The sequence below is a fragment of the Paraburkholderia sp. J8-2 genome, assembly GCF_905220195.1.
Taxonomy (GTDB): domain Bacteria; phylum Pseudomonadota; class Gammaproteobacteria; order Burkholderiales; family Burkholderiaceae; genus Paraburkholderia.
In genome coordinates this window covers 467321-486438 of record NZ_CAJMZA010000002.1, presented here as the reverse complement: position 1 = coordinate 486438, position 19118 = coordinate 467321, and the positions used below count along the sequence as shown (strand labels likewise).

At 66.7% G+C, this 19118-nt stretch carries 17 protein-coding genes; 5 read left to right on the top strand and 12 right to left on the bottom strand.

What is annotated here, in order from left to right; translation table 11 throughout:
- Position 1 precedes the first annotated feature (1 nt).
- From U5A52_RS07465 to U5A52_RS07455, 3 genes are read right to left on the bottom strand one after another with little or no spacing between them, the layout of a single operon-like run.
- Positions 2–508, bottom strand: a complete 507-nt coding sequence (locus U5A52_RS07465) for a YbaK/EbsC family protein (RefSeq protein ID WP_321907503.1) — start codon at positions 506–508, stop codon at positions 2–4.
- Positions 509–555: 47 nt separating this feature from the next.
- Entirely contained in the window at positions 556–1479 is a 924-nt protein-coding gene (locus tag U5A52_RS07460) for a hydroxymethylglutaryl-CoA lyase (protein ID WP_321934387.1), read from the bottom strand.
- Positions 1480–1535: 56 nt separating this feature from the next.
- Complete coding sequence (locus U5A52_RS07455) at positions 1536–2483, bottom strand: glyoxylate/hydroxypyruvate reductase A (protein ID WP_321934386.1); 948 nt, start codon at positions 2481–2483, stop codon at positions 1536–1538.
- A 235-nt stretch (positions 2484–2718) separates the two neighbouring features.
- Between U5A52_RS07455 and U5A52_RS07450 the strand changes: the two genes are divergently transcribed.
- Positions 2719–3330: an alpha/beta hydrolase gene (locus U5A52_RS07450; RefSeq protein ID WP_321907507.1), complete on the top strand. Its 612-nt coding sequence runs from the start codon at positions 2719–2721 to the stop codon at positions 3328–3330.
- A gap of 39 nt (positions 3331–3369) precedes the next feature.
- Here the strand turns inward: U5A52_RS07450 and U5A52_RS07445 are convergent, their stop codons facing one another.
- Positions 3370–4626: an acetate/propionate family kinase gene (locus tag U5A52_RS07445; protein ID WP_321934385.1), complete on the bottom strand. Its 1257-nt coding sequence runs from the start codon at positions 4624–4626 to the stop codon at positions 3370–3372.
- On the bottom strand, positions 4623–5564 hold the full coding sequence (locus tag U5A52_RS07440) for a bifunctional enoyl-CoA hydratase/phosphate acetyltransferase (RefSeq protein WP_321907510.1): 942 nt from the start codon (positions 5562–5564) through the stop codon (positions 4623–4625). Before U5A52_RS07440 ends, U5A52_RS07445 begins: the two co-directional genes overlap by 4 nt.
- Positions 5565–6080: 516 nt before the next feature.
- On the opposite strand from U5A52_RS07440, the gene U5A52_RS07435 reads away from it, so the two are divergent.
- From U5A52_RS07435 to U5A52_RS07425, 3 genes are all read left to right on the top strand, one after another.
- Positions 6081–8828: a DUF3141 domain-containing protein gene (locus U5A52_RS07435; RefSeq protein WP_321934384.1), complete on the top strand. Its 2748-nt coding sequence runs from the start codon at positions 6081–6083 to the stop codon at positions 8826–8828.
- A gap of 150 nt (positions 8829–8978) precedes the next feature.
- Complete coding sequence (gene fabI, locus U5A52_RS07430; protein ID WP_321934383.1) at positions 8979–9758, top strand: enoyl-ACP reductase FabI; 780 nt, start codon at positions 8979–8981, stop codon at positions 9756–9758.
- A gap of 154 nt (positions 9759–9912) precedes the next feature.
- Entirely contained in the window at positions 9913–10923 is a 1011-nt protein-coding gene (locus tag U5A52_RS07425; RefSeq protein ID WP_321934382.1) for a sulfate ABC transporter substrate-binding protein, read from the top strand.
- An 87-nt stretch (positions 10924–11010) separates the two neighbouring features.
- Here U5A52_RS07425 and U5A52_RS07420 read toward each other — a convergent pair whose 3' ends face one another.
- The 6 genes from U5A52_RS07420 to argS form a co-directional block, all read right to left on the bottom strand.
- Entirely contained in the window at positions 11011–11319 is a 309-nt protein-coding gene (locus U5A52_RS07420) for a hypothetical protein (RefSeq protein ID WP_321907517.1), read from the bottom strand.
- A 255-nt stretch (positions 11320–11574) separates the two neighbouring features.
- The gene (locus U5A52_RS07415; RefSeq protein WP_321934381.1) at positions 11575–13221 is read right to left on the bottom strand and encodes an ABC transporter substrate-binding protein; all 1647 of its coding nucleotides are present in this window, start codon (positions 13219–13221) and stop codon (positions 11575–11577) included.
- A 223-nt stretch (positions 13222–13444) separates the two neighbouring features.
- Entirely contained in the window at positions 13445–14221 is a 777-nt protein-coding gene (locus U5A52_RS07410; protein WP_321907520.1) for an SDR family oxidoreductase, read from the bottom strand.
- 11 nt (positions 14222–14232) lie between these two features.
- Complete coding sequence (locus tag U5A52_RS07405) at positions 14233–14886, bottom strand: thiol:disulfide interchange protein DsbA/DsbL (RefSeq protein ID WP_321907522.1); 654 nt, start codon at positions 14884–14886, stop codon at positions 14233–14235.
- Between the two features lie 223 nt (positions 14887–15109).
- The gene (locus tag U5A52_RS07400; protein WP_321934380.1) at positions 15110–15964 is read right to left on the bottom strand and encodes an SPOR domain-containing protein; all 855 of its coding nucleotides are present in this window, start codon (positions 15962–15964) and stop codon (positions 15110–15112) included.
- 79 nt (positions 15965–16043) lie between these two features.
- Positions 16044–17828 carry an arginine--tRNA ligase gene (gene argS, locus U5A52_RS07395; RefSeq protein WP_321934379.1) on the bottom strand — a complete coding sequence of 595 codons (1785 nt, stop codon included), beginning with the start codon at positions 17826–17828 and terminating at the stop codon, positions 16044–16046.
- A 349-nt stretch (positions 17829–18177) separates the two neighbouring features.
- Here argS and U5A52_RS07390 point away from each other — a divergent pair, with 349 nt between their 5' ends.
- Positions 18178–18504, top strand: a complete 327-nt coding sequence (locus U5A52_RS07390) for a DUF1840 domain-containing protein (protein ID WP_321907526.1) — start codon at positions 18178–18180, stop codon at positions 18502–18504.
- A gap of 170 nt (positions 18505–18674) precedes the next feature.
- Here the strand turns inward: U5A52_RS07390 and U5A52_RS07385 are convergent, their stop codons facing one another.
- Positions 18675–18878 (bottom strand): acid-shock protein, encoded by a 204-nt coding sequence (locus U5A52_RS07385; RefSeq protein ID WP_321907527.1) that lies wholly within the window; start codon positions 18876–18878, stop codon positions 18675–18677.
- Positions 18879–19118 lie beyond the last annotated feature (240 nt).

Below are 19118 nucleotides of genomic sequence, written 5' to 3'. Positions count from 1 at the left end.
CTCACGCGTCGCGCAGCGCGACGTCCACCACGGGCGCGCCGGTCAGCGCTTCCAGCTCCTGCGGCGAGAGGTTGAACACCGCATGCGGATGGCCTGCAGCGGCCCACAGGCTTTCGAGTTCGAACAGATCGGCGTCGATCAGCGTGACGGGCGTCGTGGCGTGGCCGATCGGGCACACGCCGCCAATCGCGTAGCCGGTTTTCTCGCGCACGAACTTCGCGTCGGCGCGGCCGATTTCGCCCACGTGCGCAGCCACTTTCTTTTCGTCCACGCGGTTTGCGCCGCTCGCGATCACGAGCACGGGCGCATCGTCTTTGCGGCGGCGGAACAGGATCGACTTGGCGATCTGCGCGACTTCGCAGCCAAGGCCCGCGGCGGCTTCGGCGGAAGTCTTGCCGGTTTCCGGCAGCATCACGACCGGCTTGGCGTGGCCGCGCTCGCGCAGCATCAGGGCCACACGGCGCGCGGAGTCGGGCAGGGCGTCGAGGTTGTCGAGGGTTTCCGTCATGAGTTGATTTCCTTCGTACTGCGATTCGATAGTCGATGCATCGCGCTTCACGAGCAGGCGACTTCGCTGCGCGCCTTCGCGAGCAACGCCTTGCCCGCGCGCGAGACGTTCGCCCGGCCGATAGCCGTCGAGATGAAGTCGCCCGCCGCCACCACCTGGTTCAGGTCGATGCCGGTTTGAATGCCGAGGCCGTTCATGAGGTACAGCACGTCTTCGGTCGCGACGTTGCCCGTGGCGCCCTTCGCGTACGGGCAGCCGCCAAGCCCCGCGACCGACGCGTGGAAAATCGCGATGCCTTCTTCGAGCGCCGCGTAGATGTTGGCGAGCGCCTGGCCGTAGGTGTCGTGGAAGTGGCCCGAGAGCCGCTCGCGCGGAAACACCTTCGTCACCGCTTCGAACACTTCGTGCACGCGCCTGGCCGTGCCCACGCCGATGGTGTCGGCAATGTCGATCTCATCGCAGCCGAGCGCCGCGAAGCGCTCCACCACGTCGACGACCGAAGCGACCGGTACTTCGCCCTGGTACGGGCAACCGAGCGAGCACGACACGCTGCCGCGAATGCGCACGCCGTGTTCCTTCGCGGCTTGGGCCACGGGCGCAAAGCGCTCGATGCTTTCCGCGATCGAGCAGTTGATGTTCTTCTGCGAGAACGCCTCGCTCGCTGCGCCGAAGATCACGATTTCGTCCGCACGCGCGGCGAGCGCGCCTTCGAAGCCGCGCAAATTCGGCGTGAGGACCGAGTAGATCGCGCCCGCGCGGCGCTCGATGCCGGCCATGACTTCGGCGCCGTCGGCCATCTGCGGGACCCACTTGGGCGAGACGAACGAGGCGGCTTCGATGTTCGGAAAGCCAGCGGCCGATAGCCGGTTGATGAGCTCGATCTTCGTGGCGGTGGGAACGAATTCCTTCTCGTTTTGCAGGCCGTCGCGCGGCCCGACTTCGACGATCTTCACTGCGGTGGGTAATGCCATTGCCGTGTCTCCAACGAATATTTGAAATGCCTTGCGATGCTTCGATGTTCTCGCGTTCAGTAACCGCGCCCGACGTGCACCACGCCACTCACGGTTTCGCCGCGAGCGAGCGCGCCGATCTTGTCGGCGACCTGCGAAATCGCTTCGTCGCGCAACGTGAGCGCCGAACTGTGCGGCGTGATCGTGATGCGCGGCTCGCGCCAGAAGAGATGATCGGGCGGTAGCGGCTCTTCGCGGAACACGTCGAGCGTGGCCGCCGCGAGCGTGCCGTTGGCGAGCGCGTCGAGCAGGTCCTGTTCGTCCAGATGCGTGCCGCGCGCCACGTTCACCAGATACGCGCCGCGCGGGAGCTTGCCGAAGGTGCGCGCGTTGAGCACGCTTTCGGTGTCGGGCGTGGCGGGCAGCAGGTTCACGAGCACCTTGACGCCGTCGAGGAAAGCGTCGAACTGCTCGCCATGCAGCTCGCCCGAAAACGTTTCGATGCCCTCTATCGTCTTCGCGCTGCGCGAAAAGCCGCGCACCGGCACGCCGAGCGCGGCGACCGCGTGCGCGACCTGCGCGCCCAGCACGCCAAGGCCGAGCACGCCGACCGTGAAGGTTTCGTGCGGATGCGGCGCGAGCACGTGCCATTCGCGGCGCGCCTGCGCGAGCGCGTATTCGTCGAAGCGGCGCAGGTAGCGCAGCACGGCGTGCTGCACGTACTCGCTCATTTGCCGGCCCATGCCCGAGTCTTCGAGCCGCACGAGCATGGCGGTGCCCGGCAGTGTGCCCGGCCGCTCGCGTTCGTGGGCGAGGATCGCGTCGACGCCCGCGCCCAGATTGAAGATGGCGCGCAGGCCCGGCACGCCGAAAAGCTCGCGCGGCGGGTGCCAGACGACTGCGTAATCGGCGGGATCGGTGTCGCCGGGCTGCCACTCGCGCAACTCGGCGTCGGGCAGGGCGCGCGCGAGGCCGTGCAGCCATGTGGAGGCGTCGGTCTGCGGGAACCAGAAAATGATCTTCATGATGGGTGAACCTGTCCCTGGTATGCGGGTGTGGCTGCCAACGGCACGGTAGCGCCGCGTGCACTGGCACCATTCTACTTTTTCGGGCCTGCGGCCGCCGGGCAAATCGCGGCGCGGCGTGCCTCCCGCCGGGCCGCTGCGAGGGCGCGGAAAAGCTAAGCAAAAAAAATTGGTTCGGCGCGCGCGGCTTGCAAGCCACAATCCCTTCACGCCGTGTTCCAGCGAGGAAAAAATCATGCTTTCGTGCGCGCAAATGCGTTGGCCGCCCCGCCTCGTCACCGTGCCGGGCCTGCACGGCAGCGACGGCGCTCACTGGCAGAGCTGGCTCGAACGGCAGTTCGCGCGCTCGCTGCGCGCGGAGCAGGACGATTGGGACGCGCCGGATCTCGCGGTTTGGGGTGCGGCGCTCGCGCGGCGGCTCGCCGGGGAGCGCGGGCCGTTCCTGCTGGCCGCGCACAGCTTCGGCTGCCTTGTGACGGCGCATGCGCTGCATACGGGGGTGCTGGGGGAAAACGGCGCCGACATTGCGGGCGTGCTGTTCGTCGCGCCCGCGAGTCCTGAGAAGTTCCGCTTTGCCGGCGCATTCGAGGCGCGGCAGCTTCCCGTGCCGTCCATCCTCATCGGCAGCGAAACCGATCCGTGGATGCCGCTCGAAGGCGCCCGCGCGCTTGCGCAGCAGTTGGGCAGCACGTTCGTGAACCTCGGCGATGCAGGACACATCAACACGGCGGCAGGCTTCGGCCCATGGCCGCGCGCCAAGTATTTCGTCGATACGCTGATCCACGGCGCAGCACCAGGGCGGCTGCGCGACGAGGCGTTCGACCAGAGCGGTCCGGCGTACGCCTGAGCCGAGCCGCAGCAAACTGCGGTTCAGCGTTCCTTGCGCTCAGTGCTTGAGCGCTGAGCGCAACAACCGCGCCGTGTGGAGTGCGATCATCCCTTCTTCGTCGGTGCGGATCGCGAATACCGGCACGCGGCTTTCGCGCGCGCTCACCCGTTCATTGCCCTGACTGCTGCCCACCTCGTTGGCTTGCGCGTCGAGCACGGTGCCGAAAATCGGCGCGAGCCGTTCGCACACCTGCGCGCGTATGGGCGCGGCGTGTTCGCCAATGCCCGCCGTGAACACGAGGCCATCGAGGCCGCCCAGCACCACCGCGAGCTTGCCCACCTCCTGTGCGATGCGATACGTATAGAAGTCGATCGCGAGCTTCGCCCGGTCGCTGCCGCTCGCGAGCAGCTCACGCATGTCGCTGCTCAGTCCCGACAAGCCCTTGAGGCCCGACTCCTGATACAGCACCTTCTCGATGGCGTGGTAATCCATGCCCTTCGCGATCATCCAGAGCACGGCGCCCGCGTCGAGCGCGCCGCAGCGCGTGCCCATGGGCAGGCCGTCGAGCGCGGTGAGGCCCATGGTCGTCTCCACGCTCTTGCCGTCCTTCATCGCGCACAGGCTCGCGCCGTTGCCCAGGTGCGCGACGATCACGCGCCCGCGCGCAATGTCGGGCGCGACCTGATGCATGTGCTTGGCGATGTACTCGTATGAGAGGCCATGAAAGCCGTAGCGCCGCACGCCCTCGCCGTAATAGCTGTAGGGCAGTGCGAAAAGCTGCGCCATGATGTCGTTGCCGGCGTGGAACGCGGTGTCGAAGCATGCGACCTGCGGCAGTTCGGGCGCGGCCTGGCGCACCGCGCGAATCGCGGCGAGATTGTGCGGCTGATGCAGGGGGGCGAGCGGCGTGAGCGCGTCGAGTTCCTGGATCACTTCGTCGTTGATGAGCACGGCGTCGGCGTAGCGTGCACCGCCGTGCACCACGCGGTGACCGATCGCGGCGGGCGGCGTGTCGCGCAGGCCCACGGCGAGCACGAGGCGCAGAAGCCGAAACGCGGCGTCGTGATCGGCGACCTGGGCGACCGGAAACTTCTCGTCGACGATCAGGCGACCGTCGGCCATATGCGCGACCACGCGCGGCGCGACGCCGATGCCCTCGATCTGGCCGCCCGCGCCATGCAGCGCGCGCGCACCGCCTTCCACGTGGTTGTCTTCGATCACGCGATACACCGAACACTTGATGCTCGACGAACCCGCATTCACGACGAGCACGACATGGCCTTGATCGGCCGGCTGGGCTTGGACGCTGCTCACAGGATCTCCGTCGCTTTGCGCGCGCGCCGTGCGTGTGCGAGCAGCACGGCGATCGCGCAGCTGCCGATGCGCGAGCGCACGCTGTCGGCGCGGCTCGTGAGGATGATCGGCACGCGCGCGCCGAGGACGATGCCGGCCGCTTCTGCACCGGCAAGGAAGGTGAGTTGCTTGGCGAGCATGTTGCCCGCTTCGAGGTCGGGCACGAGCAGGATGTCGGGGTCGCCGGCCACGGGCGAGGTGATGCCCTTGATGCGCGCGGCCTCGGCGCTGATCGCGTTGTCGAAGGCAAGCGGCCCGTCGAGCAGGCCGCCCGTGATCTGGCCGCGGTCGGCCATCTTGCAGAGCGCGGCGGCGTCGATGGTGGAGGGCATCTTTTCGGACACGGTTTCGACCGCGCCGAGAATGGCGACCTTGGGCGTGCCGACGCCCAGCGCCTGCACGAGATCGATCGCGTTGCGCACGATGTCGGCCTTGTCGGCGAGCTTCGGGAAGATGTTGACGGCCGCGTCCGTAATGAAGATCGGCTTGTGGTACGACGGCACGTCCATTGCGAACACGTGCGAGAGGCGGCGCTCGGTGCGCAGCCCGTTCGCGCCGAGCGCGACTTCGTGCAGCAGCTCGTCGCTGTGCAGGCTGCCCTTCATGAGCAGTTCGGCCTCGCCTTCGCGCACGGCGCGCACCGCGAGTTCGGCGGCGGCGTGGCTGTGCGGCGCGTCGATGATGGTGATGCCGTCGAGGCGCAGGTCGGCTTCCTCGGCCACCGCGCGGATCTTCGCTTCGGGGCCCACCAGGATCGGCACGATCAAGCCGAGGTTGGCGGCGTCGAGCGCGCCCGTGAGCGAGGACACGTCGCACGGATGCGCCACGGCGGTGGGCACGGGCGCGAGGCCGCCGCAACGGGCGAGCAGAACCGAATACTTGTCGGGCGATGACGTCATGGCGGTCTCCACGAGGACCTGCGTTTGAACCACTGCGTTCGAACCATGCTGCGGCGCGCAAAGCCGTAACAGTGTAGACCAGCGTGAGTGACGCAGTCGGCCAGATGCGCGCCAGCGTGCCGCGACATCGTGACACGCCACGCGAAGCGTTGTCCGGCGCGCCTGTCACGCTTCGTTCACAGCGCGGGGTGATCATGGAGCAGGCACTTGGGGCCGCGGTGTGCCTTGACTTTCGGCATGTCGCCGCCTAACTTTTTAGATGCCGCAGTGCAACATGATCTGGCTCTTTTCATGTCGCGGCCGCGAGGCGCAAGGAACGCGCGCGCGGCCGTGCATGTCCGCCGTGAATATCTTTGCCGGCCCCGTCGTCCGCAATGCCGCCCGCGCGAGGGCGGCGCGGGCAACGGTCAGGCCTCGCGCGCCATCCGTCGTGAAGGCGCGCGTCCACAACCCGCGCCGGCCTGGCGCTTGCTTGCCGCGAGGCGAGCAGGCGCTCCCTTAAAGGAGATTCGTCTCGTGGCAGTTTCCCCCTCCTCGCCGCAGCTTTCGTCGCCGTTTTCCTTTTTGCCCGCACTCGCATCGGGCGCGTCTTTCTGGCCCTTCGCGTCTTTCTGGCCCCTCGCGGGCGCGTCCGACGAGGCGTCATCGCCCCGCACGCCGCTGACCGAAGCGGCTTCGGCTGTCTCTTCGGTTGTCACCCAGGCCATCGAGTCGGCGCAGGCCACGCCTATGCCCGCGCAACCGCTCTACGACTACCTCTACGACGCCTGGCAGCGCAGCGTCCTGTTCCTCGACGTGCTGCGCGAGCGCGGCAACCAGACGTATGTGCACGAGCAGGCGGGCATGCCGCCCGTGCTCGCGTTCGACTACGAAGTGGTTGTCGACGGCCGCGAACTCGACGATCCCTGCAACTACGCTCTCCTGCGCATCAAGCCCGAAGAAGGCGTGCCGACCGACCCGCGCATGCGCCCGTTCGTCGTGATCGATCCGCGTGCGGGCCACGGCCCCGGCATTGCCGGGTTCAAGATGGACAGCGAAGTCGGCATCGCGCTGCGCAAGGGTCACCCGTGCTACTTCGTGACCTTCTTCCCGGTGCCCTGCGAAACACAAACGATCCAGTCAGTCGCGCAGGCCGAAGGCGTATTCGTGCAACGCGTGCGCGACCTGCATCCCGACGCGGACGGCCTGCCGTTCATCATCGGCAACTGCCAGGGCGGCTGGGCCGCGGCGCTGCTCGCGGCTTCCGCGCCCGCGCTGGTCGGCCCGCTCATGCTCGCGGGCTCGCCGCTGTCGTACTGGGCCGGCGTGCGCGGCAAGAACCCCATGCGCTATTCGGGCGGCATGCTGGGCGGCTCGTGGATGTCCTCGCTCGCCGCGGACCTGGGCGACGGCCGCTTCGACGGCGCGTATCTCGTGCAGAACTTCGAGTACCTGAATCCGGCCAACACGTACTGGGGCAAGCTCTACAACCTCTATTCGAGGGTCGATTCCGAGCGCGAGCGCTTCCTCGAATTCGAGCGCTGGTGGGGCGGCCATTTCCAGTTGAACCGCGCCGAGATCGACTGGATCGTGCAGAACCTGTTCGTGGGCAATCACCTCACGCGCAACGAAGTGTTCGCGAAGAACGCGCGCTCGCCGGTGGATCTGCGCAACATCCGCACGCCGATCATCGTGCTCGCCTCCTGGGGCGACAACATCACGCCGCCGCAGCAGGCGCTGAACTGGATTCCCGACCTGTATGCGAGCGTTGACGAGATCGTCGCCAACGAGCAGGTGATCGTGTACTGCCTGCACGACAAGGTGGGGCACCTCGGCATCTTCGTTTCGGCGAGCGTGGCCAATAAGGAGCACACCGAACTATTCTCGGCGCTCGACCTGATCGACGTGCTGCCGCCGGGCCTTTACGAAGCGAAGATCACCGACTCGACGCCGGAAGCCGGGCGGCTCGAAGCGCTCGAAGGGCGCTACGAGATCCGCTTCGAGCGCCGCACGATCGAAGACATTCTCTCGCTCGACGACGGCCGCGACGACGAACAGCCTTTCGAAGTGGTGCGCCGTTTTGCGGAGAACAACCAGCGTCTCTATGACCTGGTCGTTTCACCGTTCGTGCGCGCGTCGAGCAATGCGTACAGCGCGCATGCGCTGCGCGAGTCGCACCCGTCGCGCGTGGAGCGCAGCGTGATCAGCGACGCGAACCCCGCGCTGGGCGTGCTGCCTGCCGTCGCGCAAGCGGTGCGGGAACATCGCAAGCCGGTCGCCCCCGACAATCCGTTCACGCTGCTCGAAAAGCAGGCTTCGGCCACCATCGAGGCGTCGTTGGATGCGTACCGCGACGCGCGCGACGCCTGGATCGAAAGCACCTTCTACAACGTCTACACCGCGCCGTGGGTGCAGGCCTGGGTGGGCGTGACGCCGAACCAGCCGCTCGAGCCGATTGCGCCGCCGCTCATGGCGTTGCGCAAGGAACTTGCGCAGTACCGCCTGCGCGCGGCGCGCGCGCACCTCACGAAGGGCACGCTCGTCGACGCGTTCATGCGCATTGCCGCGTACATCGTCGACGAAATGCATACCGTGCAGTACCGGCCGTTCCAGCGCATGCGTGAACTCGCGCGCGAGTATCTCGGGGATCGTCAGCCGAGCATTGCCGAGCTCAAGGAAGCGGCGCGCCGCCAGGGCGCGATCGTGCAGCTCGACCCGCAGGCGGCGATCGAGGCCTTGCCCGAGATCGTGCCCGACATGAAGTTGCGCCGCGCGCTGCTCGCGGCCGTGTACCGCATCGCGACCGTGTCCGGGCCGCTCGAAGGCGAGCGGCGCGAGCGCTATCGCGACGTGCAGCGTGCGCTGGGCGTCGAGCCGGGCAGCGAGAAGACGGGCTTGCCGCCGCTCGATGGCGGCGGGTCGTCGTCGGATGGCGGCGGCGTTTCTGGCACTGGCGGCGGTGCGGCGGGCGACAGTAGCCTGGAGCCGGGCGTCAAGGCATCCGCCGCCGCACAAGCTGATGAACTTGAAGCGCCGGCGGGTCCCGCGAGGGCCTCCCGCGCGAAGGCCGCCGCAGCGAGCGAAAGCGCGGCCCCGGCAAAACACATTCGTGCGGCGCGCGCCGGCGTGAAGGTGAAGGCGGCGGAGCCGGCCGAAGCGAAGAAGGCGCCGGCTGCCGCCAAATCGGCGGCGCGCCGCTCGCGCGCGGCGTCTACGCCCACCGCTACGCGCGCCGCGGGCGCGACGGCCACGCGCCGCCGCGCGACGCGCAGCGCGGGCGAGTAAGGAAGAGCAAAGAGCAGTCCATTCCAGTGTCACCTCGACGCGCCGCATCCCCGCCGATGCGGCGCGTCGTTTTGATGCCGGCACATCGGCCGCCAGATCGGCAACTGCATCCGCGGCCGTCACAGGCCGTCATCCACTGCGAGGTCAGCCATGCATACCCCTCCCGAACGGCCGCTTGCCGGCATGCGCGCGCTCGTCACCGGCATCGCGAACGCGGATTCAATCGCTTACGGCTGCGCCCGCGCATTTGCCGATCTTGGCGCGCAACTCGCCATCACCTATCTCAACGACAAGGCCAGGCCCTACGTCGAACCGCTCGCCAACGAACTGGGTGCGCAGTTGCTGCTGCCGCTGAACGTCGAGGAGGACGGGCAACTGGATGCCGTGTTCGATGCCGTGCGCGACACGTGGGGCGCGCTCGACATCGTGCTGCACTCCATCGCCTATGCGCCGAAGGAAGATCTGCAGGGCGGTTTGCTCGATTCGTCGGCGCAGGGCTTCGCCTATGCGATGGACGTGTCGTGCCACTCGTTCATCCGTATGGCCAGGCGCGCCGCACCGCTCATGCCGCACGGCGGCACACTGTTCGCCATGAGCTACGACGGCGCGAACCGCGTCGTGCCCAACTACAACCTCATGGGCCCGGTGAAGGCGGCGCTCGAAGCGTCGTGCCGCTATCTCGCGTTTGAACTCGGGCCGCTCGGCATTCGCGTGCACGCCATCTCGCCGGGGCCGCTCAAGACGCGCGCGGCCTCGGGCCTGCCCGACTTCGACCGCATGCTCGCGGAGGCCGTGGACCGCGCGCCACTCGGCGAACTCGTCGACATCATGGACGTGGGTTATGCCACCGCGTATCTGGCCACGCGCTACGCGCGCCGCATGAGCGGCAACACCGTGTACATCGACGGCGGCGCGCACATCATGGCGTAAGAGCACACTTCGCACGCTTAGCACGAAAGCCGAATAGCAAAGCTCGCATCGGTATAAGCCGTGCGCCCCGGCTCGCTAGAATCGAGCGTTCGGCCTGCTTACGAAAATCATGCAAGCAGGCCGAAACGCCTTTCAACGACAGACGGGGATCACCATGGCAGGTTTGGGACGCACGGCGCGCTGGCTCGGCGCGGGCATCATCGCATTGAGCGCAGCGGCGGCGCATGCCGAAACGTCGCTCTTGAACGTCTCGTACGACGTGACGCGCGAGCTGTACAAGGACATCAACGCGAGCTTCATCGCCGACTATCAGAAGAAGACCGGCGAGACCCTGTCGATCAAGCAGTCGCACGGCGCTTCGAGCGCGCAGGCGCTCTCGGTGCTGCAAGGTCTGCAAGCCGATGTCGTGACGATGAACCAGCCCAATGACATCGACCTGCTCGCGCAGCAGGGCCATCTCGTGCCCGCGAACTGGCGTACGCGTCTGCCCGACGCGAGCGCGCCCTATACGACGACGATGGTGTTCCTCGTGCGCAAGGGCAATCCCAAACACATCAAGGACTGGGACGATCTCGCGAAGCCCGGCGTGCAGGTCGTGATCGCCAACCCGAAGACCTCGGGCAATGGCCGCTACGCGTATCTGGCTGCGTGGGGCTACCGCAAGCAACAAGGCGCAAGCGACGCGCAGGCGCTCGACTTCGAGCGCGCCCTGCTGAAGAACGTGCCGGTGCTCGACGCGGGCGGCCGGGGCGCGACGACGACGTTCACGCAACGCGGCATCGGCGACGTACTCGTGACCTTCGAAAACGAAGTGGCGCTCATCGATACGGGGGTGGGTGCGAAGGACTTCGAAGCGGTCTATCCCTCGGTGAGCTTGCTGGCTGAGCCGCCGGTGACGATCGTCGACAAGGTCGTGGACAAGCGCGGCACGCGCAAGACCGCGCAGGCATATCTCGACTATCTGTATTCGCCCGCCGCACAGGAGATCATCGCGCAGCACCATCTGCGTCCGCGCGATGCCGCCGTGCTCGCGAAGCACGCAAGCGAGTTCAAGCCGATCAAGACATTCACGGTCGAGCAGGTGTTCGGCAGCTGGCAGAACGCGCAGGCCACGCATTTCGCCGACAGCGGCACGTTCGATCAGATCGTGGCGGACCGCAAGTAACTCTCTTCCCCCGCGCACGAAAAAACGCCTCGCAAATCATCTGCGAGGCGTTTTCGTTCGTGGCGCCGGTTGCGGCGCTAAACCGGCTTAGTACCAGCCGCGACGGCCGTACCCATCGCGGCGGCCGTACCAGCGATGGCCGTCCCAGTAGCGGTCGCCGTGCCAGCCGACCACGATAGTCGGCGGCGCGTAGCCCACGCGCACGGGCGGCGCGACGTAGACCGGACGCGGCGCGACATAAACCGGCTGTGGCGCGACATACACGGGCGCGGGTGCAACATAAACCGGAGCGGGCACGCCGACATTCAGGCCGACTACCACACCGGCCATCGCGGTTTGCGAGGCGGCCAGGACGAGTGCTCCAGCACCCAGCGCGGCAAAGAGTTTGGTTTTCATTTTGAGCCCCTTCGGTTGAAGATTCGATGGGTTCAATGTAGCCAGGCGCTCGCCCGCTTGAGTTACCAAACTGCAACAAACTGCGCGCGAATTTTACGGGCGGTAATGGGAGGAAAGGTCGCGCGCCCGCCTGTGGCGGGGCTCTCGCATGTTTCGCGCATGCGGCGGTGTTTCAATTCGTGATCGTCAGGGCAGGTCTGTAATCGGCGAGCCGGGCGCGAAACGCCCGGCTCGCACTCGCAGTGAATGCTGCCGTTACTGCACCGCGACGCTTGCGAAGTTCTGGCGGCCGAACGGGCTCACCTGATAGCCGCTCACGTTCGTACGCGTGATCGCGGCGGCGGTCGGGTAGCCAAGCGGAATCCACAGCGCCTGGTCGTGGATGATCTGCTGGGCGGTTTCGTAGAGCTTCACGCGCTTGGCCTGATCGGCGGTGGCCTTGCCGTCGGCGATCAGCTTGTCGAGCTGCGGATCGCAAAAGCGCGCGAAGTTGATGCCCGACTGCACCGCATTGCAGCTAAAGAGCGGCGAGAGATAGTTGTCGGGGTCGCCGTTGTCGCCGGCCCAGCCCATGAAAAGCGTGTCGTGCTGGCCCTGCTTCGCCTGCTTGATCAGCTCGCCCCACTCGATCACCTTGATCTCGGCCTTCACGCCGATCTTCGCGAAATCGGCCTGCAGCAGCTCGGCGCCCGCGCGCGGGTTCGGGTTCAGCACGCTGCCGTTCGGGCGCACCCAGAGCGTCGTCGAGAAGCCGCCCGCCAGGCCCGCGTCGGCGAGCAGCTGCTTCGCCTTCGCCGGGTCATACGGGTACGGCTGGATCGACTTGTCGTAGCCCCAGGTGATGGGCGGCCACGGGTTTGTCGCGGGCGTGGCCGTGTTGTCGAACACCGTCTTCAGGTAGGTGGTGCGGTCGAACGCCATGTTCAGCGCCTGGCGCACCTTCTGGTTGTCGAGCGGCTTCTTCTGCGTGTTGAGCGCAACGAATGCCGTCATGAACGCGGGCGTTTCCACCACCTTGAGCGCGCTGTCCTGCTTCGCCGCGCTCACGTCCTGGGGCTTGGGCGAGAGCGCGATCTGGCATTCGCCGGCCTTCACCTTCTGCGCGCGCACGGCGGCGTCGGGCGTGATCGCGTAGATCAGGCGGTCCACCTTCGGCTTCGGCCCCCAGTAGGCCGGGTTCACGTCGTAGCGGATCAGCGCGTCTTTCGTGTAGCTCTTGAGCACGAACGGGCCCGTGCCCACCGGCTTCGCGTTGAGGTCGACCTGCTTGCCGGCCTTGAGCAACTGGTCGGCGTACTCGGACGAATAGATCGACGCGAAGCCCATCGTGAGGATCGAGAGGAACGTGGCGTTCGGCTCGTTGAGCTCGAACTTGACCGTGTTCGCATCGACCTTCGTGACCGACTTCACGAGCTTCACGAGGCCCATCGACTGCGCGTGCGGGAAGCCGCTCGCGCCAGCCACCTTGTGCCACGGATTGTTCGCGTCGAGCATGCGCTCGAACGTGAAGACCACGTCGTCGGCGTCGAGCGCGCGCGTGGGCTTGAACCATTCGGTCGTCTGGAACGCCACGTTGGGCCGCAGATGGAACGTGTAGGTCAGGCCGTCGGCGCTCACATCCCACTTGTCCGCGAGCGAGGGCACGACCTTCTTTTGCGCTTCGTCGTAGGCCACGAGCGAATTGAAGATGACGTCGGCGGAAGCGTTGGTCGTGACGAGCGAGTTGAACTGCACGACGTCGAAGCCATCAGGGCTCGACTCGGTGCAGACCGTCAGCGGCTTGGCGAGCGCGGGCGTGGCCGCGAACGCGCAGGCGGCGCCAAGCGCAGCTGCGAGCACGAGTCCAGATACTCCAGGTACGCCTGGTACAAGCGCGCGCGCGGTGGGCGAGGTAAAGCGCATGGGATCTCCGTGGTTCTTCGGTGGCGGGCGGCGCCCCGTTTTGTTTGCGGCTTGGTTTGATTCGGGAGAGGCGGGAAGGCCAGGAAGGGCGCCCGGACGAGGCAAGCTTATCGAAGGGAAAATGCCGAGACAACAATTTAATCCACATACCCATATGGCATGGGCTCGCCGTGCGAGTGTCCGGCGCGCGGGCCAGGAGGCGGCCCGCGCCATGAGACGAGCCTCAGTGGCTCGCCGTGCGCGGCTTGCGCGGCGCCTTTTCGAACACGCGGTCGTAGACCCAGCGCGGCAGCGCGCGCAGCATCGTGGCGGCCACGCGCATCGGCCAGGGGAACACCGCGAACGCGGTGCCGCGCGCGATGGCTTGCGCGGCCTTTGCCGCGAACTGGTCCGCATCCATCAGGAAGGGCATGCGGTAGGGGTTCTTCGCTGTCATGGGCGTGCGGATATAGCCGGGCGCGATTGTGACCACCGGCACGCCGAACGGACGCATTTCCACACGCAGCGCTTCGAGATAAGCGAGTGCTGCGGCCTTCGAGGCGCTGTATGCGCCCGAGCCCGGCAGCCCGCGCACGCCCGCCACGCTCGCAATGCCCACCAGCGTGCCGCGTTTCGCTTTCGCCATGGCGGAGGCGAACGGCTCGAAGGTGGCGACCATGCCGAAGTAGTTGGTGTCCATCACATCGCGGAACGTGGCGAGGTCGCCTTCGCCCGTCAGCACGCCGCGGCTCACGCCCGCGTTGGCGATGACGATGTCGGGCATGCCGTGCTGTGCGATGAAGTCGCGCGCGGCGGCGGCGAGCGCATCGGCGTCGCGCACGTCGGCGGGATAGATGGAGATGGGGTGATCGGGGTGGGACTGCCGGAAGCCGGCAAGGGCTTCGCCGCGGCGCGCGACGAGCCCGAGTACGGCGCCCTGCCGCGCGTATTCGGCGGCGAGCGCGGCGCCAATGCCGCTCGACGCGCCGGTGATGAAGACCTTCAGTGGCGCGTCTTGCATGGCGCTGTGCATTACATCTTCTTCGAACGGACCTGCGAGACGATGAAGTCCATCACCTGCAGCGTGCCCGGCAGCGCCTTGTCTTCCGGACCCTGGACCATGGCCGGACCGGTTTCGTACTTGCCCTGGATGGCGATGGTCGGCACGCCGTCGATCTTGTACGAATCGAGCAGGGCCTTGTCACGCTGCAGCGCGCTCTGCGTCGAGAACGAGTTGTACGCTTCCATGTACTTCTTCGAATCGACGCCCTGCGTGGCGAGGAACTTCGCCTGCTCTTCCGGCGTGAGCAGGTAGTTCTTGTTCACGTGGATTTCGTGGAACACGACCGGCGTGAGCTTCTGGGCGAGGCCGAGCGCGTCGAGCGCGTAGTACATCTTCGAATGCGGGATGAAATCGTCACGGAATGCCACCGGCACGCGCTTGAACACGACGTCCGGTCCTTGCTTCTTGATCCACGATTCGAGGAACGGGTCGAACGCGTTGCAGTGCGGGCAGCCGTACCAGAAGAACTCGATCACCTCGATCTTGCCCGCGGGCACGTCGAGCGCCTGAGGCGTTTTCAGGACCGTGTAGTCCTTGCCGGCCACGGGGGCGTCGGCGGAGGCGTGTGCGACGCCGGCGATCAGCGAAAGCGAGAGAAAAAGCGTACCGAGAAGTCGTTTCATGGCGTAGGAATCCACTGTTCTTGGACCGGCGGCGGCCGGTTGTTTGCCGCAGGACGCCGTTCGCGCGAACGAGGCGCGGGCGGGTGCTGCGCGAGTTTTGCCTGGGTGTTGCCTGGGTGTTGCCTGGTTGTTGCCTGGTTGTTGCCGGGGTGCTGCCGGGGTGCTGCCGGGGTGCTGCTCGTAGAGGACGCCGCGCCGCGGGGTGCGCGGCGCGGAACGGCGATTATTGCTTCGTGAAGCGGATGACGGCGGTATCGATACCGGCATCGGACAGGCGCTGACGCGTCGAGTTCATGTCGTCGAACTTCGTGAACGGACCGATGCGCACGCGATAGTACGTCACACCGCCGGCGTCGCGCTGCGTCACCTTCGACTCGAACCCCTGGAACGCGAGGCGTGCGCGCTGCTGCTCGGCGTCGCCGGAAGTCTTGTACGCGCCCACTTGCAGGAAGTAGCCGGTGTTGGCGTCGCCCGGTGCGGGCGTGGCGCTGCCGGGCTTGGCGGCCGGGGGCGTCGGCACCGCGTTGGCGGGCTTCTGCGGCTGGTTGCCCGCGAGAATCTGCGCCGGGTTGGTCGCGTTGGTCGCGCTGTTCGAGTTGCTGGCCGACTGCGGCTTCTTCGCGATGGCCGTGCCGCCCGTGACGGTTTCACCCGTCGACGGCTGCGGCGCAACGGCTACGCCGTTGGCGCTGTTGTTGTTCGCACCCGAGGGCGGCACTTCGACGATTTGCGGCTCTTCGAGCATGCCCGAGGACTGCGACTGGTTCGTGGTCTGGCCCGGCGCCGTGTTGGGCGGCGTGCTTTGCGCCGCCTGCGGCACCGGCTGGCCAGGCGACTTGCCCTGCAGCGCGCGGTTCGGGTCGACCTGCTCGTTGTTCTGGCTGACGTCGGAGGCGGCCGGCGGCGCGACCTTCGAGACGAACGGCGTGGGCGCGCGCGTGATGTAGAGCGCCACCACCACCGCGATCGCAAGGCCGACGATCAGGCCCAGCACGATGCCGAGAAAGGTTCCCCCGGACTGCTTCGACTGCTGTTTTGTAGTGCGGCGCGGTTTTGCCATCGTCTGAATCACCTGCAAACAAGAGAATCCTGGAATGGCCGTCCGCGCGAGGCGGCGGCCCCAAACATGTTTCTGTGCGCGGGTCTCGCGCGTCTCGTTACATGCGCTCCGGCGCGGATACGCCGATCACGGCCAGGCCGTTCGCGAGCACCCGGCGCGTGGCCGCGAGGAGGGCGACGCGGGCGTCGCGCTCGGCGGCGTCGTCGACGAGAACGCGTTCGGCATTGTAGAACGAGTGAAACTCAGCGGCGAGTTCGCGCAGGTAGAACGCCACCGCGTGCGGCGCGAGTTCGCTGGCGGCATGCGTGAGCATGTCGGGGAACTCGCCGAGTTTCGCGATGAGCGCGAGCGCGCGCTCGCTCGACAGCGGCGCGAGATCGACCTTGGGCAGCGCGGCCAGATTGCCGCCGAACTTGCCCTGCCAGTCGCCGAGAATCGACGAGATGCGCGCATGCGCGTACTGCACGTAATACACCGGGTTTTCGTCGTTTTCCTTCAGCGCGAGGTCGATGTCGAACACGAATTCGGTGTCGGCCTTGCGCGAGATCAGGAAAAAGCGCACCGCGTCGCGGCCGCGGCGGATAGTGGCCTCGTCGAGCAAGTCCGGCGAAACTTCGCTGCCGGGGTTCGCGCCGCCCGACCATTCGATCAGGTCGCGCACCGTTACGTAGCTGCCCGCGCGCTTGGAGATCTTCACCTCCTGGCCGTCGCGCATCACCGTCACCATCTTGTGCAGCACGTAGTCGGGGTATCCCTTCGGAATGCCGATGCCGAGCGCCTGCAGGCCCGCGCGCACGCGTGCAATCGTGCCGTGGTGATCGGAGCCCTGGATATTGATGACCTTCGTGAAGCCGCGCTCCCACTTCGTGACGTGGTAGGCCACATCCGGCAGGAAGTAGGTGTAGGTGCCGTCGGACTTGCGCATCACGCGGTCCTTGTCGTCGCCGTAGTCCGTGGTCTTGAGCCACAGCGCGCCTTCCTGCTCGTAGGTCTCGCCCGACGCGACCAGCGCCTCGACGGTCTTCTCGACGCGGCCTTCCGTGTACAGCGACGACTCGAGGTAGTAGCGATCGAACTTCACGCCGAACGCCTGCAAATCGAGATCCTGCTCGTGGCGCAGATAGGCCACGGCGAAGCGGCGGATCGCTTCGAGGTTCTCCGGATCCTTTTCGCCCGTGACGGGCTCGCCGTCCTTGGCCGCGACGGTTTCGCCCGCGAGATAGTCGCGCGCGATGTCGGCGATGTATTCGCCGTTGTAGGCGGCTTCGGGCCACTCGGCGTCGCCGGGCTTGAAGCCGCGTGCGCGCGCCTGGGTGGAGACGGCGAGGTTGCCGATCTGCACGCCCGCGTCGTTGTAGTAGAACTCGCGATGCACGCCATAGCCCTGCGAGGCGAGCACGTTCGAGATGGCGTCGCCGAGCGCGGCCTGACGGCCGTGGCCTACGTGCAGCGGGCCCGTGGGATTGGCCGAGACGAACTCGACGAGCACGTGCCGGCCGGCTTCGCGCTGCGAGCGGCCGAATGCCTCGCCCTGCTCGAACACGGCGCCGATCACGGCGCGCTTCGCGTTCGCGGTGAGACGCAGGTTGATGAAGCCGGGGCCGGCCACTTCGGCCGCCTCGACGAGGCCTGCGGCCTCGGGCTGGGCGAGCACGGCGTCGACGATCTGCTGGGCGAGCTGGCGCGGGTTCGCGCGCATGGGCTTGGCGAGCTGCATCGCGACGTTGCAGGCGACGTCGCCGTGCGCGGCGACTTTCGGGCGCTCGAGCGTGATCGCGGGCACGACGAATGCGGCTTCGCTCGCGCCTTCGGTGGCCTTCGCCACCTGGGCTACGGCTTGCGCGAGCAGGGTCTCCAGGGTGTGTTTCTGTGCGGGCAGCATGCTGGTTGCAAGTCCTGTGCGGGTAATGGGATGCGGGGCCGGCGCTTCAGGCATGTGGCCTCTGGCTGCCGGCGTGGACCGCCGAATACGGGTGAGGGCGCGTCAGCCTTGCGGCAGGCCGCCTACCGTGCGCCAATGCGCGGGCGGCCTCGTTGCGGCAGGCGGCGTGGCGGCGTCTTTGACGCCGGAACGTCCGGGTGCCGCGCCCTGCGGGTAATTCCGTCCTGACGGATTTTAGCAGGTGCTAATATGTGAAATGAGGTAGCGCGACACGGGCCGCCTTGGCCCATCAGGCTTCGCAGGGCTGAACGTCACGCGCAGATCCGAAAAAATCATAAAGGGAACAGACATGCTGGTTACTTTCAAATGTCACGCGGCGCCTGACGTCACGATGCTGGAGAACCTCGCACAGTACCTTCTCGGCATCATTGGCAAGCGGCTCGGTCCGCGCGGGGTGATTACCCACGACGAACTCGACACCGCCATCAGCAAGCTCGAAGCGGCAATTGCCACGGACAAGAAAGAGCGCCACGAGCAGGAAGGCCACTTTCACGAAGGCGAGGACGACCACGCTCATCACGAACTGCCGGTCGGCCTCGCGCAACGCGCCTTTCCTTTCCTCGACATGCTGCGCGCCGCGAAGAAGGAAGACAACGACGTTCTGTGGGGCATTTGAGCTTCCTGTTCGATGTCCCTGAGCGTGGAAGCGCGTGGTCGCGCTGCGTCCAATACGCGCGCTGGCTAGCTTGTGGCGCCCGCCTGGGCACCCCCGCCTGATCCGATGCTCCAAAAGCAAAGAGCCCGCAATGTTGCGGGCTCTTTGCTTTTGTTCACCTTAGGCGCACGTTACTCGCTGGCGGCCGCCGGCTCGGCAGCGGAGGCCTCCGACTTCTTCACCTTCTTTTTCTTCGGCTTCTTCACGTGCTTTTCGGTAGGCGCCGAATACGACGTTACCGGGCTCGCCTGCTCCGGCGCGGCCGGCTGGGCGAACGACGGCTGCGCAAGCGCCGCCACGCCGAAGGCGGTCAACATCAACATCAGCTTCTTCATACGATTTCTCCGTCGAGGTTGCTTCGATTTTGCGTTTTAAGGATTTGCTGATGATCGAGCCGGCGCGGCGTTGCCGCGTGTGGCCGGGCGTCATGCAGGTGCTGCCGGGTCATACGAGGGTCTTGCCGGGCCATCTTACAAAGCCGAAAAATTGCGCGCGCGTAATTTTCACCTTGCCGGATGGCGTATGTCGGGCGGTGACAACGGGGGTAGTGAAGCGGAGGGGCGCAGCAGGAAGAA